The sequence below is a fragment of the Marinobacter koreensis genome (assembly GCF_023156285.1).
GTDB classification, from domain to species: domain Bacteria; phylum Pseudomonadota; class Gammaproteobacteria; order Pseudomonadales; family Oleiphilaceae; genus Marinobacter; species Marinobacter koreensis.
In genome coordinates, this window is record NZ_JAKZAJ010000003.1 from 94,345 (window position 1) to 109,091 (window position 14,747).

A 14,747-nucleotide genomic window follows, 5' to 3' on the forward strand; every position below is an offset into this window, starting at 1 on the left:
TCACCCTCCCGCTGCAGCGGTCACATGATTCCAGAAGGGGTTGGCGAAAATCAGGATCATGGCCACCACAAAACAATAGATCGCCGTCGACTCGATCATGGCCAGACCGACGAACAGGGTTCGGGTGATGGTGGCTGATTCGTCCGGCTGCTGGGCAATGGCACTCAGGGCCTGGGCAACTGCCCGTGCCTCTCCGAAGGCCGGGCCAATGGACCCGATCGCAATCGTCAGCCCTGCAGTAATGACCGACACCATGCCAATGATCGAGATGCTATCCATAGAGTAACTCCTTCAGCGTTCGTGAGAGGGGGGCGAGGTCTGTGTGTTCTCTTTTTCAGGCTCCTGGGCCGAGGTTGCCGAAGCGATGTAGACCATGGCCAGAACAGCGAAGATGTAGGCCTGGATCATGCCGGTCAGTAGCCCCAGGAGCTGCATGACGATGGGAAAAAAATAGGGGGTCAGGCTCAGGAGGATGGCGACGATGACGGTGCCACTCATGATGTTGCCATACAGGCGAACGGCCAGCGCCACGGTTCGGGAGAGCTCCCCGATAATGTTGAATGGCAGCATCAGGGGCGTTGGCTGGATGTAGTGCCTCAGAAAACGCCCGGCTCCCCGGTTGGCGATACCAAAGACGGGGACCGCAATAAACACGCAGATTGCCAGTGCTGCCGTGGTCGACAGTGATCCCGTCGGTGCCTGGTAACCCGGAATGATGTTGAGCAGGTTGGCGGTGGCGATGAACAGGAACAGGGTGCCGACAAAGGGCAGGTAGGGACCGGGGTTCTGTAGGCTCACCTGGGCAATCTGGTCCCGAATACCTGTTACCACCACTTCCAGCAGATTCTGAAGGCGCGATAGCTCCGGGCCTTCGGACAGGTTTCGGGTGACCAGCCATGAGCCGACGGTCAGAATCAGCATGACCAGCCAGGTGAAGACGATGGTCGCGTTCAGGGTGAGGGCATGCCATTGCCAGTAGACAATGCTGTCGGGAGAAATCGTCATGAATCAACGCCTCCACTCACTTCCTGCGGGGGTTGCAGGCGCCTTGCGAGAAACAGCCTGGGCAGGGTAAATCCGGCCACTGCCATGAGAATCTGATCCCAGCCGCCCAGCTGGACGATGACATAGAATCCCGCCAACGAGACGGCAAATCGCAATATCAGGCTGGCCATGACCAGAAGCGCCGGATGTCGAGTGGCAGGAAGCTTTTGGACCGTCAGCCAGAGCCCCCAGAGAAACACCAGTCCCAGTATCGCGCCACTGGCCAGGTAGATGCCGTAATAGAGAATCTGGATTAACGTTTCAGTCACGATGGCTCTCCTGTTTGATCCAGTACCATGCGTTTGCACAACCCAGGGCGAGGCCGATGAACAGCAGGGTCAGTGTCCAGGAAACCTCGCCGGGCCAGCGCTTATCGGCCCACACACCCACCGCGATTCCGATCAGCGTCGGTATGGCAATCGACCAGCCCACCAGGCCAAACATCCCCAGACCGAACCACGCCGGCCCGGGTTTCTGTTCACGGGCCTGTTGCTTGCGCTTTGCCCGGCGACCGATTTTCCGGCTCAGGCGATCGGGATCCAGCTCAGAGCCGCGGCGGCGAGAGGGTTCATTCATGGGGCTCCTCCAGGTTCAGAAACCCCCTCAGGGTGTTGGCCTCAAGGCGGGCCAGAGCAGATCTGGCCTTGCGTTCATGTTCATCCATAACCGTGAAGCGCTCATCAATGAGGTCCTGGAGTGTGTCGATTTGCGTTCCGGTGACACCCCGGAACGTCGATATCGAGACGTCAGGGCCGCATTTCACCAGAATGCCGCGATCAATCGCCGCAAAACGTTCCTCGCCATCTCCCGTGATGAAACTCAGAACGCCGGGTACCAGCGCGGCCACAAAGTCAATGTGCCGCGGCAGCAGGCAGAACTCTCCGTTTTCTGCCTCGGCAATGATTTTGGTGACCGGTTGTTCGAGCAGAACTTCGGTCGGAAGGAGCAGTTTCAGGTTCATGTGAGACGGTGGTTCAGTGCTCATGATCCGTCTCCCGGGCAGCAACTTCCTCAATCGCCCCAATCATGTACAGGGCCTTTTCACTGACGCTTTCGAATTCCCCCTGAAGAATCCGCTCACAACCCTCGACCGTCTTTTCCAGTGGCACCAGGCGGCCACCTTTGCCAGTGAATTGTCCGGTGGTGAAAAACGGTTGCGTCAGGAACCGTTCCAGCCGTCTCGCCTTGCTGACAGTGGCCTGATCCTCCCGCGACAGTTCTTCGAGACCCAGCATGGAAATGATGTCCTTCAGTTCCTCATACTCTGCCAGGGTGCTGCGAACGGCTTGTGCCACGCGGTAGTGGCGGCGGCCGACAATGGTCGGCGTGAGCATTTTCGACGCGGTCGATAGCGGGTCGATGGCAGGATACAGTCCCTGGCTGGCCCGCTTTCGTGACAGGACAATGGACGCCGTCAGGTGCGAGAAAATATGCGTGGCAGAGGGGTCGGTGAGGTCATCGGCGGGCACGTAGACGGCCTGGACGGAGGTGATGCTGGCGCTTTTTGAACTGCAGATTCGCTCCTCAAGCTCCGCCAGTTCGGTCGCGAGTGTCGGCTGATATCCGACCCTTGATGGAATCCGTCCCAGGAGGCCGGAGACCTCCATGCCGGACTGAACGAAGCGAAAGACATTGTCGATCAGAAGCAGGACATCCCGTTTCTGGACATCCCGAAAATACTCGGCCACGGTCAGTGCGGCGTGACCAACGCGAAATCGGGCACCCGGTGGCTCGTTCATCTGGCCGTAGATCAGTACGGCTTTCTCCAGAACGCCGGATTCCTGCATGGAGCTGTACATTTCCTCGGCCTCGCGCATGCGCTCGCCGATGCCGCAAAACAGGCTGACGCCTTCGTACCGCTCGGCCATGTTATTGATCAGTTCATTGATCAGGACGGTTTTGCCAACGCCCGCGCCGCCAAACATGCCGGATTTCCCGCCACGTTCAATGGGGGCGAGCAGATCAATGGCCTTGATGCCGGTTTCGAAAATTTCGGTGCTGGTGGTGCGCTCGGAGAGGGGCAGGACGGGGCGATGAATAGGCCAGTACTGCGAGGTTTCAATGGCTGCACCTCCGTCGACCGGTTTGCCAAAGACATTGATCATGCGGCCCATGAGTGACGGGCCGACCGGCACCTGTAGCCCGGTGCCGGTCGGCTGAACCGACATGCCTCTGGCCAGGCGCCGGGTGGGGGTGAGGGCAATGCATCGGACGGTGGTTCGGTCCAGGTGCGTCTGCACCTCAAGGATGACATTTCCTGCCTTTCCGGTGTGCAGTTCGGCATGTCTGGGTGGCAGCACGCCAGTGAAACGAACGTCCACGACGTTGCCTCGCACGGCAGTGATGTAACCCGAGGAAAAATCCCTTTCTGTCAGCTCAGGCATGCCAAACTCCTTGAGGCGGTACAGTGTCGTTACCTCAAAGATTAGCAGCAGTGCCGGATATTATCCGGCAGCTTACAATCAGCCGTTCTGGTCAGGAGCTTCGATTTGCAAAGAGGGCTGGGGCGAGCCCTACCACATCAGATCGTCCGGGATTTCGTACCCGGCGTACGGATCATCGTCTCCCTGATCATCCTGTTTCCGGTCGTGAAGAACGACCACAGCGCTTTCGTCCCGCTCCATGATTTTGCGCGCGACCTTTTCGGGCACGATGTTGTAGTCTTCTCCGAGACGAACGATAGCGAGGCGCCCACGGGAAAGCTGGTCCACCATGGTATCGTCGACCAGGATTTTCTTGATCTTCTTGCCGTCCACAAACTGGTAGGAAGTTTCGGCCTTGCTGCGGTCCAGGCGGTTAGTCTCGACCAACTGGCGAATCTGTGCCTGTATGGCCTTTTTCTCGGCCTCTTTCTGGCGCTCAAGGTTCAGCTGGCGGTCCCGTTCGGCTTTTTCTTCCCGGGCCTTTCGGGCACGAATCTCGGCTTCGTTGACCTGAACCGAACCTTTGGGCTGCTGTTTACGCTGTTTGCGCTTCTCGTTGCGGACCGATCGGGCCTTCTTCTCATCGGCCAGGCCGGCCTTCAAGAGCTGATCCTGTAAGGATGCCATTGTGTACTCCGTCGAATAGTTGCGAACTCGCCTGTTACGATGGGGTAGTATACGCCGTCATTTTCGCCTTCAAAAACCGTACCTCACGATTCCGGACAGTTTGCCTATGCCTTCCTTCGACGACTTCGGTCTTTCCCCGGCCATGATGTCCAGCCTTAGCCGGCTCGGCCTGGTCCAACCCACCGATATCCAGCGACTGGCACTCCCTCACTGTCTGGCTGGCCGGGATGTCATTGCCATGGCCCGCACCGGGAGTGGCAAGACGGCGGCATTTGGCATCGGGCTGGTGGAGAAACTCCGGCCGCGGGATTTTTCGGTCCAGGCGCTGGTGCTGTGCCCAACCCGGGAACTGGCAGATCAGGTGGCCAAGGCCCTGCGTGAGTTGGCGAGGGCAAAACGGAATATCAAGATTCTGACTCTGTGCGGCGGTGTCCCGATCGGGCCTCAGATCGGCTCACTGAGCCACGGGGCCCATGTCGTGGTGGGCACCCCCGGACGCATTGAGGATCACCTGCGCAAGGGCACGCTGGATCTGGGTAACGCCGGAATGGTCGTGCTCGATGAGGCCGACCGCATGCTGGATATGGGCTTTGAGGCCTCGGTGGAATCGATCTTGGCCCAGACACCGGATCGTCGGCAGACGCTGATGTTTTCCGCGACCTGGCCGAAGGCGATCCGGGCCCTGAGTGGTCGTTACCAGAAGGAGCCGGTTGATGTGCGGGTCGAGGGAACGCAGGCGACTCCGGACATCCACGAAGTTTTCTTTGAAATTCCACCCGACGCTGAAGTTCCAGCGGTGATGGCCCTGCTGTCCCGATACCAGCCGACTTCGGCCATCGTGTTCTGTGCCACCAAACAGAATTGTGACCAGCTTGCATCGAGTCTGCGCGGCGAAGGCTTTTCTGCAGAGGCGTTGCACGGTGATCTCGATCAAAGAGAGCGGGACAGCGTGCTGGTACGCTTTGGTAATCGTAGTTGTTCGATACTGGTGGCAACCGATGTGGCTGCCCGTGGTCTGGACATCAAATCCCTGCCGCTGGTGATCAATGCTGAGCCAGCCCGGGATCCGGAGGTCCACACTCATCGCATTGGACGAACTGGCAGAGCGGGTGAGGAAGGTGTTGCCGTTACCCTCTGTACGCCCTCAAAAGGGCACAAGATATCCCGCCTGGAGTCAGCCCGGGGGCAGGCGGTGCAGTGGGGTGATACGGAGGCTTTGCTTGCGACAGAGATCAGCCCGGTCACCCCGCCGATGGTGACCTTGAATATTGCCGGTGGCCGAAAAAACAAAGTTCGTCCCGGGGATATCCTGGGTGCCCTGACCGGTGAGGCGGGCATCCCCGGCAGCGCCGTTGGCAAGATTGACCTGTTCGAGTTTGAGAGTTTTGTCGCTATTGAGGCGGACTACGCGGCCAGGGCCCTGAAGCGCCTTGAGCGCGGGAAGATCAAGGGTAGAAATTTTCGGATTCGGTATGCCTGACGGAGTTACGGAAAACCCGTATGGAAAATATGGTTCTTGGTTGCCCAGTACCGTTTGAAACGGTACATTACGCAGGATTAATCTGACGCGTTGCCTGCGCCAGGCTGCGCCGATAGGGAAGTTACACACAACAAAACAGGTAGCTGTTCGATATGAATGAGCTGATGTCACAAGCCATCGATCTGATGATCGTGGGAATGGGCTTCGTGTTCGCATTCCTGATTATTCTGGTGTTTGCAACCGGCTTGATGTCGCGAATCATCACCCGTTATTCCCCTCCTGAGCCGGCGACTCCGGCCCGGTCCCCCCGAGCCAGGCCAAAGGCCCCCGCGTCTGTGGATGCTGATACCGCCGAGGCCATCAAGAAGGCGATTGCACAATACCGGACTCGCCACAAGAAGTGAGCCGGACACCGATTGGAACCTTTTCAGAAGGCTGACGCGATGACTGATACAAAAAAACCGCTGGGCATTACGGATGTAATTCTGCGAGATGCCCACCAGTCCCTGCTTGCAACCCGAATGCGACTGGATGACATGCTGCCCATTGCCGAGAAACTCGACAAGGTGGGTTACTGGTCTTTGGAGTCCTGGGGGGGTGCGACCTTTGATGCCTGTATCCGGTACCTCGGCGAAGATCCGTGGGAGCGTATCCGGGAACTCAAGAAGGCCATGCCCAATACCCCGCAGCAGATGCTGCTTCGGGGGCAGAACCTGTTGGGCTATCGCCATTACGCAGACGATGTGGTCGAGCGGTTTGTTGAGCGCGCTGCCGAGAACGGGGTGGATGTATTTCGTATCTTCGATGCAATGAACGATCCCCGCAACCTGGAAACGGCTATCCAGGCGGTCCGCAAGACCGGCAAGCACGCCCAGGGCACGATTTCCTACACCACCAGCCCGGTGCATACCATCGAGATGTGGGTCGAGCTGGCAAAGCAGGTCGAGTCCATGGGTGCTGATTCCATTGCCATCAAGGACATGGCCGGTCTGCTCAAACCCTACGTGGCCTATGATCTGGTCAGCCGACTGAAGAAAGAATTGAACGTGCCCATCCACATGCAGTGTCATGCCACCACGGGCATGTCCACCGCGACAGCGGTCAAAGCTGCGGAAGCGGGTATCGATAATGTGGATACCGCCATCTCATCCATGAGCATGACCTACGGCCACTCTCCCACGGAGGCCGTTGTGGCCATTCTGGAGGGAACGGATCGGGATACCGGGCTGGATCTCAACCTGCTTGAGGAGATCGCAGGCTACTTCCGGGAAGTCCGCAAGAAATACGCGAAGTTCGAGGGCAGTCTCAAGGGGGTGGATTCCCGCATTCTCCTGGCCCAGGTACCCGGTGGCATGCTGACCAACATGGAAAGCCAGCTGAAGGAGCAGAATGCCGCGGACAAATTCGACGATGTGTTGGCCGAGATTCCGAAGGTCCGCGAGGATCTGGGTTACATTCCGCTGGTAACGCCGACTTCCCAGATCGTGGGCACCCAGGCGGTGCTCAACGTGCTGACCGGTGAGCGTTACAAGTCCATTTCCAAGGAGACTTCCGCCATCCTCAAGGGTGAATACGGTGCGGCTCCGGCAGCCTTCAACAAGGAACTTCAGGAGCGTGTTCTGGATGGCAAGGAAGCGATTACCTGCCGTCCTGCGGATCTGATCGAGCCGGAAATGGACAAGCTGACCGATGAGCTGAAGAAGCTGGCGGATGAGAAAGGCATCAAGCTGGCTGACAACGTGGTTGACGATGTACTGACCTACGCGTTGTTCCCGCAGATCGGCCTCAAGTTCCTGGAAAACCGTGGCAACCCGGATGCGTTCGAGCCGGCCCCCACTGCTGAAAGCGCCGCCCCTGCGAAGAATGCCGGCGGCCCTGAAACCTATACCGTCGAGGTCAACGGCAAGAAGTTCGTGGTTGCCGTGTCCGAGGGTGGTGAGATTACCCAGATCCAGGGTGAGGGCGGTGCAGCGTCCGCGTCCGCGTCGGCGCCCGCCCAGGCACCAGCACCCGCAGCCGGGGAAGGTGAGCCTGTGGTGGCGCCGCTTGGTGGCAATATCTTCAAGGTACTGGTATCGGCCGGTGACGTGGTGGAGGACGGCGATGTCCTGGTGATCCTCGAGGCCATGAAGATGGAAACGGAAGTCCGCGCACACAGAGCCGGCACTGTCGGCGAAGTCTTCATCAAGGTCGGTGATGCCGTATCCCCTGATGATGAAATGCTGACAATCGGATAAGGGCCAGCATTCCATGGAAAAGCTAATAACGTTGTGGACGGGTAGTGGCCTGTTCAACCTCTCAGCCGGCCAGTTCGTGATGATCTGTGTGGGCTTGCTCCTGTTGTTCCTTGCGATCCGCAAGGGCTTTGAGCCGCTGTTGCTGGTGCCCATCGGCTTCGGGGGTATCCTGGCGAATATTCCGGAGGCGGGCCTGGCCCTGTCGGCGGCGGAGAATGCCATTCACTTCGGTAAACCCGATGTGCTGGCGGCCCTGTCGGCTGTTCTGGATGTGTCCTATCAGGCAGGGCAGGCGGTGACACCGGATTTACTGGAAGCCTTCAAACATGCCTATAAGGAGGCCAGCTACGATGTGGTCCAGCAGGCCAGCGTGGTGGCTCAGACCTATGGCTACACCAATGGCATGCTCTATAACTTCTACACGGTGGCGATTGCCAGCGGTGCCGCGCCGCTGATCATCTTCATGGGTGTGGGCTCCATGACCGATTTCGGTCCGTTGCTGGCCAACCCGAAAACGCTGCTGCTGGGTGCTGCCGCTCAGTTCGGTATTTTCGGCACGGTGCTTGGCGCGGCTCTGCTGGACTGGAGTGGCACCATGGACTTTACCATCCTGGAGGCGGCTGCGGTCGGGATTATCGGCGGTGCCGACGGTCCCACCTCGATTTACGTATCCAGCATTCTGGCGCCGCATCTTCTGGGTGCGATCGCAGTGGCAGCCTATTCGTACATGGCGCTGGTGCCGATGATTCAGCCGCCCATTATGAAGGCGCTGACGTCCGAGAAAGAACGTTCCATCAAGATGTCCCAGCTGCGGCCGGTGAGCAAGAAGGAACGCATCGCCTTCCCGATCGTGGTATTGATTGCCACCGCGCTGTTCCTGCCGGATGCAGCGCCGCTGCTCGGGATGTTCTGCTTCGGTAATCTGATGCGTGAGTGTGGTGTGGTGGAGCGCCTGAGTGATACCTCCCAGAATGCGCTGATCAACATTGTGACCATCTTCCTCGGGTTGTCGGTGGGCTCCAAGTTGAGTGCCGATAAGTTCCTGGACCTTCAGACGCTCGGTATCCTGGTGTTGGGTATGGCAGCGTTCTGTGTTGGTACCGCATGCGGTGTTCTGATGGCCAAGTTGATGAATGCCTTCACCAAGGAGAAGATCAATCCGCTGATTGGCTCTGCGGGCGTCTCGGCGGTGCCGATGGCGGCCCGGGTATCGAACAAGGTCGGGCTGGATGCCAATCCTCACAACTTCCTGCTGATGCACGCCATGGGCCCGAACGTGGCGGGTGTGATTGGCTCGGCTGTGGCGGCGGGTGTGATGATCAAGCTGTTGGGCTGATTGTCTTTCACCGTCGAAAGAAAACCCCGCGATAAGCGGGGTTTTCTTTTATGTGATCCTTTGTCTCTCAGTTTTTGAGGGCCAGGATCCGCCGGGCACCGTTGAGCACAATCAGTCCCACGATCGTGCCGATGATCAGGTCGGGGTAGCTGGAACCGGTCCACGCAACCAGTGCGCCGGCGGCGATGACGCCCAGATTGATGACAACATCATTGGCGGAGAATATCCAGCTGGCTTTCATATGGGCGCCACCCTCACGGTGCCGGGAGATCAGCAGCAGACAGGCTGTATTCGCGATGAGCGCGATGAACGCAATGAGCATCATCACCAGGGATTCGGGCTCACTGCCAAACACAAAGCGCCGCGCCACTTCTGCAAGAACTCCGATGGCGAGAATGAGTTGGAGTACACCGGCAACATGTGCGGCACGGACCTGCATCCTGGCGCTATGCCCGACGGCGTAGAAGGCCAGGCCATAGACGGCGGCATCGGCAAACATGTCGAGGGAGTCCCCGATCAGGCCGGTAGACTGGGCGATCAGGCCCGCAACCAGTTCCACCACAAACATAAGGGCGTTGATGCCAAGTAAAATACGCAAGGTGCCGGCCTCTTCTGCCGGAGAAGGTGCGGCTGCGGCTTTTATGATTTCCGAATCGGCAGACCGGGTCCGCTGAAGAGACGCCCCCAGATTCAGAGTCTCCAGTTTTGCGGTAATGGGCTCGGGCGAACCGTCATGGATAATGTCGAGCCGGCGGTTCTGCAAATCGAAGGAAAGCGTTTGAATCTCGTCAAAGTTGCTCAGGGCCATTCGGATCATTCGTTCTTCTGACGGGCAATCCATTTTGGGGACGGTATAAACGCTGACCCATGCCCCTGAGGCTGCGGATGAAACCGGAATATCAGCAGCATTTGCTTCTGATGTGGCCGCGCAGCCACACGAGTTTTCACAGGTTTTGCTCACAATACGGCTCCAGTTAGCCAGATCGATCAGAGACTATTTAAAACCCTGTGGTAACTACAAGGTCAACCGGATGATAGCGATGCAGCCGGGCTATGACCAGATCATTGAAAATCCCGGGAGTTGACCGGCAGTGAATGGATCAGGTGACTCAGATCGGAAAGCTTTCCCGCCATCACATGAACAATGTCGCCCTCCCTCTCCAACACACCCTTTACGTGCAACAGCCTTGCCGTCAGTAACGGTTTGCGTTGCCGTCGAGCGGTTTCCAGCCAGACCACCACATTAACGTTGCCGGTTTCGTCTTCCAGGGTGACGAAAGTAACCCCGGAGGCGGAGCCGGGGCGTTGGCGGCCGGTGACCAGGCCGGCGACCTGGACAGGAATCCCGGCCCTTGTATTCTTCAGCTGTTCGGAGGTCAGGCAAAAGCGCAAATGCCCCTGCTCCCGGAGCAGGGCCAGCGGATGACGTTGCAGGGTCAGGCCCTGGCTGGCGTAATCGGCCAGAACGTTCTGGCCTTCGCTGGGTTCGGGGAGCAGGGGGCAGTGGTCCGGCTGGTAGTCTGCCGGTGTGTCCTGTGCAAACAGGGCAGCCGGTTGTTCGTGATCCAGCAGTTGCCAGTAAGCCTGGTGGCGGTTGGTGGTGAATCCGGGCATGGCGTTGGCGCCGGCGAGCAGTTCCATATCCCGCTGGTTAAGGTGGGCCTGGCGGCGGAGTTCGGTTGCTGAGCGGTAGCCGCTGCCCGGTCGGTTTTGGTGGATGCGGTTGGCGCCTTCCCGGGACAGCCCCTGGATGATTCTCAGACCCAGGCGCAGGTGGCGATCCGGTCCCTCGAGGCTGTGGTCCCACTGACTGTGATTGACATCGGGGGGCAGCACCTGAACCTGGTGGCGGCGGGCATCCTGAACCAGCTGTGAGGGCGAATAGAAGCCCATGGGCTGGCTGTTGAGCAGGGCACAGTAAAACGCCGACGGGTAATGTCGTTTGATCCAGGCGGACACATAGACCAGCAGGGCAAAGCTGGCGGCGTGGGATTCCGGGAAGCCATAGCCGCCGAAGCCGCAGATCTGTTGATACAGTCGCTCCGCAAAATCCGCATCGTGGCCCCGTTCGAGCATGCCGGTGATGAGCTTTTCACGAAAAGGTGTCAGGTCGCCATGGGACTTCCAGGCGGCCATGGCCCGGCGGAGCTGATCGGCTTCGCCAGCCGAGAAACCGGCGGCCACCATGGCAAGTTTGATCACCTGCTCCTGGAAAATGGGAACGCCGAGGGTGCGTTCGAGGACCCGACGGACAGCATCATTGGGGTAGTTGACCGGTTCCAGACCGTGCTTCCTGCGCAGGTAAGGGTGGACCATATCTCCCTGGATCGGACCGGGTCGCACGATGGCGACTTCGATCACCAGATCGTAATAGGTCTCTGGTTTGAGCCGGGGCAGCATGTTGATCTGGGCGCGGGATTCCACCTGGAACACGCCGATGCTGTCGCCTTTCTGAAGCATGGCATAGGTGGCCGGATCTTCCTGCGGAATGTCCTGGATATGGAAGGGCACGCCTTTCTGTTCGCCGATCAGGGCCAGCGCCTTGCGGATGGCGGAGAGCATGCCGAGGGCCAGTACGTCCACCTTCATCAGGCCCAGGCTTTCCAGGTCGTCCTTGTCCCACTGGATGACAGTGCGGTCTTTCATGGCGGCATTTTCCACCGGGATCAGTTCCGCCAGGGGGCCGGCGCTGATCACAAAACCGCCTACATGCTGGGACAGATGCCGGGGAAATCCCAGCAAGGTGTTGACCAGGGTAAAGAACTGATCTGCCACTGACGGATTGCGGGTGAGATGCTTGTCCAGCACCTGCTGGCGCCAATTGGTAGCCTTGTCCCGCCAGTCGATGCCATCCAGCAGCTGTTCGACCAGTGCCGGGTCGAATCCCAGAGCTTTGCCGACATCCCGGATGGCGCTGCGCGGACGGTAGCGGATGACGGTTGCGGCCAGGGCGGCTCGTTCCCGGGTATAGCGCTGATAGATGTACTGGATGACCTCTTCCCGACGTTCATGCTCGAAATCCACGTCGATATCCGGTGGTTCATCCCGGTCTTTGGAGATGAACCGCTCGAACAACAGCTCCACGTTGGCAGGGTTTACCTCTGTGATGCCCAGGCAGTAACACACTGCGGAATTGGCGGCCGACCCACGACCCTGGCACAGAATGCCCTGGCTTCGGGCAAAGGCGACAATGTCGTGAATGGTGAGGAAGTAGTGTTCGTACTGCATCAGCGAAATCAGTTCCAGCTCCTTGCGGATCAGGGCCTGGACCTGCAGCGGTGTGCCTCCGGGGTAGCGTTGGCGTTCGCCCTCGTGGGTCAGGCGTTTGAGGTAGCCGGCCGGGGTTTCTCCGGAAGGAACAAGATCCGGGGGATACTCGTAGCGCAGGCTGCCCGGTTCGAACGAACAGGCCTCGGCAATACGGAGGGTCTGGTTCAGCCATTCCTCGGGAAACAGCCGTTGCAGAACGGGCAGCGGACGAAGGTAGCGTTCACCGTTCTGGAACAGGCAATAGCCAGCGTGTTCCAGGGTAGTGTGATAGCGCAGGGCGGTCAGTACATCCTGCAGAGGCTGGCGTTCCCGGCTATGCATATGAACCTCGCCGCACGCCGTGATCGGGCAGCGGAGCTGGTCGGCAAGCCACCGGACGCGGGCCAGCTGGTGTTCTTCGCCGGATTCCAGGGTGCGGGTGGCGGCGATCCAGAGGCGGTGCTCAAACAGCCTGAGCAGCCATTCACCACAGGCCTGTGCCTGGTCGGTGTTCGCCTCGGCAACCGTGGGCGGCAGCCACAGACACAGGCAGTCGTCCAGTTCGTGGGTTTCCACATCCCTGAAGAACAACCGGTACAGACCCTTTTCGGCCCGACGACGGCCAGTGGTAATCAGTTGGCACAACTGGCCGTAGCCCCGTCGGGTACGAGCCAGGAGAATGAATCGGGGCGTAGCGGCACCGTCAGGGGCATCCTCCAGAGCGAACCAGCTGCCGGTGATCAGCTTCACCGGGCTGTCCTTCAGTGCGGCCCAGGCCCGGGGAATACCCGCGACGGAGCAGGTATCGGTGATGGCGAGGGCCGTATAGCCCATTTCCGCCGCCCGTTCAGCCAGTTCGTGGGGATGGGAGGCACCGGTCAGAAATGTGAAATTGCTGAAGCAGAAGAGTTCGGCGTAGTCGGGCATGGCACTATCCAAACCAGCCATGTATGAACCAGCCCTCACGCACATCCCGGAAAACCCAGGCCAGTTGCCCGCTCCGTAGCTGGGCAATGTAGTAGTCACGGTGCACCCGTTCGCCATCCCACCAGCCACCGCTGATGCGTTCCGGGCCTGAAAACCAGGCTGTTGGCGGTTCGGTCAGAGGCTGTGGCCCCTGAAGCAGCCAGAGAGGGCGTCGGGGCAGATGCTCCGGATTGGTCAGGCGGGGTTTGTGTTTGCTTTGCACCTCCGAGGCTGACCAGGCTCTTTCTGGTCGGTGGTCTTCCTGGGGGGAGAGTCGTTTCAGGGCGTGATCGCCCAACCGGGCCTGCAAACGGCTGATCAGGGTGTGCCAGGCTTCGTTCAGGTCCTGACTTTTACCCAGAAGGTCCTGTCCTGCGGGGGCTTCCCGCCCGATAAAACGCTTCACCGACAATACCAGCGCAACGACGGGGGCCCGAAGTGGTTGTTGTTCGAGCCTTAGCCGGATCAGGTTCAGAAACCCATCAGCCCGGTGTTCCGGGCCGGAAGTCCGGATGCGCAGGCGGGTATCTTCCTCGTGTCGGTGCTGCAGGATCAGGTGCAGGCTGTCAGTATCCTGCTGGCGCCAACACAGGTCGTCTTCCAGTTCCGAGAGCATACGCTGGAGGGGGAACAGCAAGCCCTGGCTATGCTCAATTTCCTGCACAAAGTCTGCCTGCTGGCGGAAAGAGTGGGGCGGCTGCCAGGGGGCCTGGGGATCCGGCCGGGTACCCCGGATTTTCTGGATGTGGGCGAGGATTTCCGGAGACAGGCGGCGTGCCAGTTCCGGTGCAGGCAGGGCAAACACCTCTCCCAGGGTGTTCAGCCCCAGTCGTTGCAGGCGGGTGCAGGTTTTGGCATCAAACTCTGCCGTCGCCAGGGACATGGTCTCCAGGGTACGGAGAATATGCCCTCTGTCGCCTGTGCATTCGCCCTTGCCGGCCCGTGCAATGAGGCGGGCGGCCAGCGGGGTATGACCGGTGGCCGCCCAGGCTGTCAGCCGATGTTCATCCAGCGCCTGCTCCACCGTTTGCCAGACCGCTGGCAAACCGCCGTACAGCTTCTGCAGGCTGCCGATTTCGGCCAACAGGCCGTCAGGGGAAACCAGGGTAATATGAGCGGCGTAGCGGTACAGCCACCGGGCCTGATCTTCCAGGATCCGGGCGTCCTGTTCGGGCTGCGCCCGCACGATGCCCAGTTCCGGCGCCAGTGTGACGGCGGTTTTCAGGCGCATGCCGGTCTGAACCCCCCGATTCCGTGCTTCCGGGCAGGCCTGGAGCACATGTTGCCCGGTGCCTTCCACGATCACCAGGGGGCGTTGATCCTGACGATCACGGCGAATGTGATCCAGCAGCAAGTGTGGAAAATGCAGGTACAGCCAGAGCATG

The 14,747-nt window shown here is 59.6% G+C and carries 14 protein-coding genes; 4 read left to right on the forward strand and 10 right to left on the reverse strand.

Features of this window, described 5'->3' with window-relative positions; genetic code table 11:
- From MLD04_RS08690 to MLD04_RS08720, 7 genes are all read right to left on the reverse strand, one after another.
- Positions 1–279, reverse strand: a complete 279-nt coding sequence (locus MLD04_RS08690; RefSeq protein ID WP_248157079.1) for a F0F1 ATP synthase subunit C — start codon at positions 277–279, stop codon at positions 1–3.
- 12 nt (positions 280–291) lie between these two features.
- Entirely contained in the window at positions 292–1,005 is a 714-nt protein-coding gene (locus MLD04_RS08695) for a F0F1 ATP synthase subunit A (protein WP_248157081.1), read from the reverse strand.
- On the reverse strand, positions 1,002–1,313 hold the full coding sequence (locus tag MLD04_RS08700; protein ID WP_248157085.1) for an ATP synthase subunit I: 312 nt from the start codon (positions 1,311–1,313) through the stop codon (positions 1,002–1,004). Before MLD04_RS08700 ends, MLD04_RS08695 begins: the two co-directional genes overlap by 4 nt.
- Complete coding sequence (locus tag MLD04_RS08705; RefSeq protein WP_248157087.1) at positions 1,306–1,620, reverse strand: AtpZ/AtpI family protein; 315 nt, start codon at positions 1,618–1,620, stop codon at positions 1,306–1,308. The genes MLD04_RS08700 and MLD04_RS08705 overlap by 8 nt, the downstream gene beginning before the upstream one ends.
- Positions 1,613–2,029 carry a F0F1 ATP synthase subunit epsilon gene (locus MLD04_RS08710; protein ID WP_248157088.1) on the reverse strand — a complete coding sequence of 139 codons (417 nt, stop codon included), beginning with the start codon at positions 2,027–2,029 and terminating at the stop codon, positions 1,613–1,615. Before MLD04_RS08710 ends, MLD04_RS08705 begins: the two co-directional genes overlap by 8 nt.
- Positions 2,019–3,428 (reverse strand): F0F1 ATP synthase subunit beta, encoded by a 1,410-nt coding sequence (gene atpD / locus MLD04_RS08715; RefSeq protein WP_248157090.1) that lies wholly within the window; start codon positions 3,426–3,428, stop codon positions 2,019–2,021. The genes MLD04_RS08710 and atpD overlap by 11 nt, the downstream gene beginning before the upstream one ends.
- Positions 3,429–3,557: 129 nt before the next feature.
- The gene (locus MLD04_RS08720) at positions 3,558–4,094 is read right to left on the reverse strand and encodes a DUF2058 domain-containing protein (protein ID WP_248157092.1); all 537 of its coding nucleotides are present in this window, start codon (positions 4,092–4,094) and stop codon (positions 3,558–3,560) included.
- 106 nt (positions 4,095–4,200) lie between these two features.
- Here MLD04_RS08720 and dbpA point away from each other — a divergent pair, with 106 nt between their 5' ends.
- The 4 genes from dbpA to MLD04_RS08740 all read left to right on the forward strand — a co-directional run bounded on the left by dbpA (position 4,201) and on the right by MLD04_RS08740 (position 9,147).
- Positions 4,201–5,574, forward strand: coding sequence for an ATP-dependent RNA helicase DbpA (gene dbpA, locus MLD04_RS08725; protein ID WP_248157094.1), 1,374 nt, complete (start codon positions 4,201–4,203; stop codon positions 5,572–5,574).
- Positions 5,575–5,726: 152 nt separating this feature from the next.
- Positions 5,727–5,978, forward strand: a complete 252-nt coding sequence (locus MLD04_RS08730; RefSeq protein WP_248157096.1) for an OadG family protein — start codon at positions 5,727–5,729, stop codon at positions 5,976–5,978.
- Positions 5,979–6,017: 39 nt separating this feature from the next.
- Positions 6,018–7,811 carry a sodium-extruding oxaloacetate decarboxylase subunit alpha gene (oadA, locus tag MLD04_RS08735; RefSeq protein WP_248157098.1) on the forward strand — a complete coding sequence of 598 codons (1,794 nt, stop codon included), beginning with the start codon at positions 6,018–6,020 and terminating at the stop codon, positions 7,809–7,811.
- A gap of 13 nt (positions 7,812–7,824) precedes the next feature.
- Positions 7,825–9,147 (forward strand): sodium ion-translocating decarboxylase subunit beta, encoded by a 1,323-nt coding sequence (locus MLD04_RS08740; RefSeq protein ID WP_248157100.1) that lies wholly within the window; start codon positions 7,825–7,827, stop codon positions 9,145–9,147.
- A gap of 67 nt (positions 9,148–9,214) precedes the next feature.
- Here MLD04_RS08740 and MLD04_RS08745 read toward each other — a convergent pair whose 3' ends face one another.
- The 3 genes from MLD04_RS08745 to MLD04_RS08755 form a co-directional block, all read right to left on the reverse strand.
- Positions 9,215–10,108 (reverse strand): cation efflux transmembrane domain-containing protein, encoded by an 894-nt coding sequence (locus tag MLD04_RS08745; RefSeq protein ID WP_248157107.1) that lies wholly within the window; start codon positions 10,106–10,108, stop codon positions 9,215–9,217.
- Between the two features lie 101 nt (positions 10,109–10,209).
- Positions 10,210–13,323 carry an error-prone DNA polymerase gene (locus MLD04_RS08750; RefSeq protein ID WP_282451826.1) on the reverse strand — a complete coding sequence of 1,038 codons (3,114 nt, stop codon included), beginning with the start codon at positions 13,321–13,323 and terminating at the stop codon, positions 10,210–10,212.
- Positions 13,324–13,327: 4 nt separating this feature from the next.
- Positions 13,328–14,746, reverse strand: coding sequence for a Y-family DNA polymerase (locus MLD04_RS08755; RefSeq protein ID WP_248157115.1), 1,419 nt, complete (start codon positions 14,744–14,746; stop codon positions 13,328–13,330).
- Position 14,747: the final 1 nt, after the last annotated feature.

Excerpts from the sequence above, each read along its gene's own strand:
- MLD04_RS08695 (WP_248157081.1), bottom strand. The coding sequence starts at position 1,005 with ATGACGATTTCTCCCGACAGCATTGTCTACTGGCAATGGCATGCCCTC.
- atpD (WP_248157090.1), bottom strand. The coding sequence starts at position 3,428 with ATGCCTGAGCTGACAGAAAGGGATTTTTCCTCGGGTTACATCACTGCC.
- MLD04_RS08730 (WP_248157096.1), top strand. The coding sequence starts at position 5,727 with ATGAATGAGCTGATGTCACAAGCCATCGATCTGATGATCGTGGGAATG.
- MLD04_RS08755 (WP_248157115.1), bottom strand. The coding sequence starts at position 14,746 with ATGCTCTGGCTGTACCTGCATTTTCCACACTTGCTGCTGGATCACATT.
- MLD04_RS08690 (WP_248157079.1), bottom strand. The coding sequence starts at position 279 with ATGGATAGCATCTCGATCATTGGCATGGTGTCGGTCATTACTGCAGGG.
- MLD04_RS08710 (WP_248157088.1), bottom strand. The coding sequence starts at position 2,029 with ATGAGCACTGAACCACCGTCTCACATGAACCTGAAACTGCTCCTTCCG.
- MLD04_RS08705 (WP_248157087.1), bottom strand. The coding sequence starts at position 1,620 with ATGAATGAACCCTCTCGCCGCCGCGGCTCTGAGCTGGATCCCGATCGC.
- oadA (WP_248157098.1), top strand. The coding sequence starts at position 6,018 with ATGACTGATACAAAAAAACCGCTGGGCATTACGGATGTAATTCTGCGA.
- MLD04_RS08720 (WP_248157092.1), bottom strand. The coding sequence starts at position 4,094 with ATGGCATCCTTACAGGATCAGCTCTTGAAGGCCGGCCTGGCCGATGAG.
- MLD04_RS08750 (WP_282451826.1), bottom strand. The coding sequence starts at position 13,323 with ATGCCCGACTACGCCGAACTCTTCTGCTTCAGCAATTTCACATTTCTG.
- dbpA (WP_248157094.1), top strand. The coding sequence starts at position 4,201 with ATGCCTTCCTTCGACGACTTCGGTCTTTCCCCGGCCATGATGTCCAGC.
- MLD04_RS08740 (WP_248157100.1), top strand. The coding sequence starts at position 7,825 with ATGGAAAAGCTAATAACGTTGTGGACGGGTAGTGGCCTGTTCAACCTC.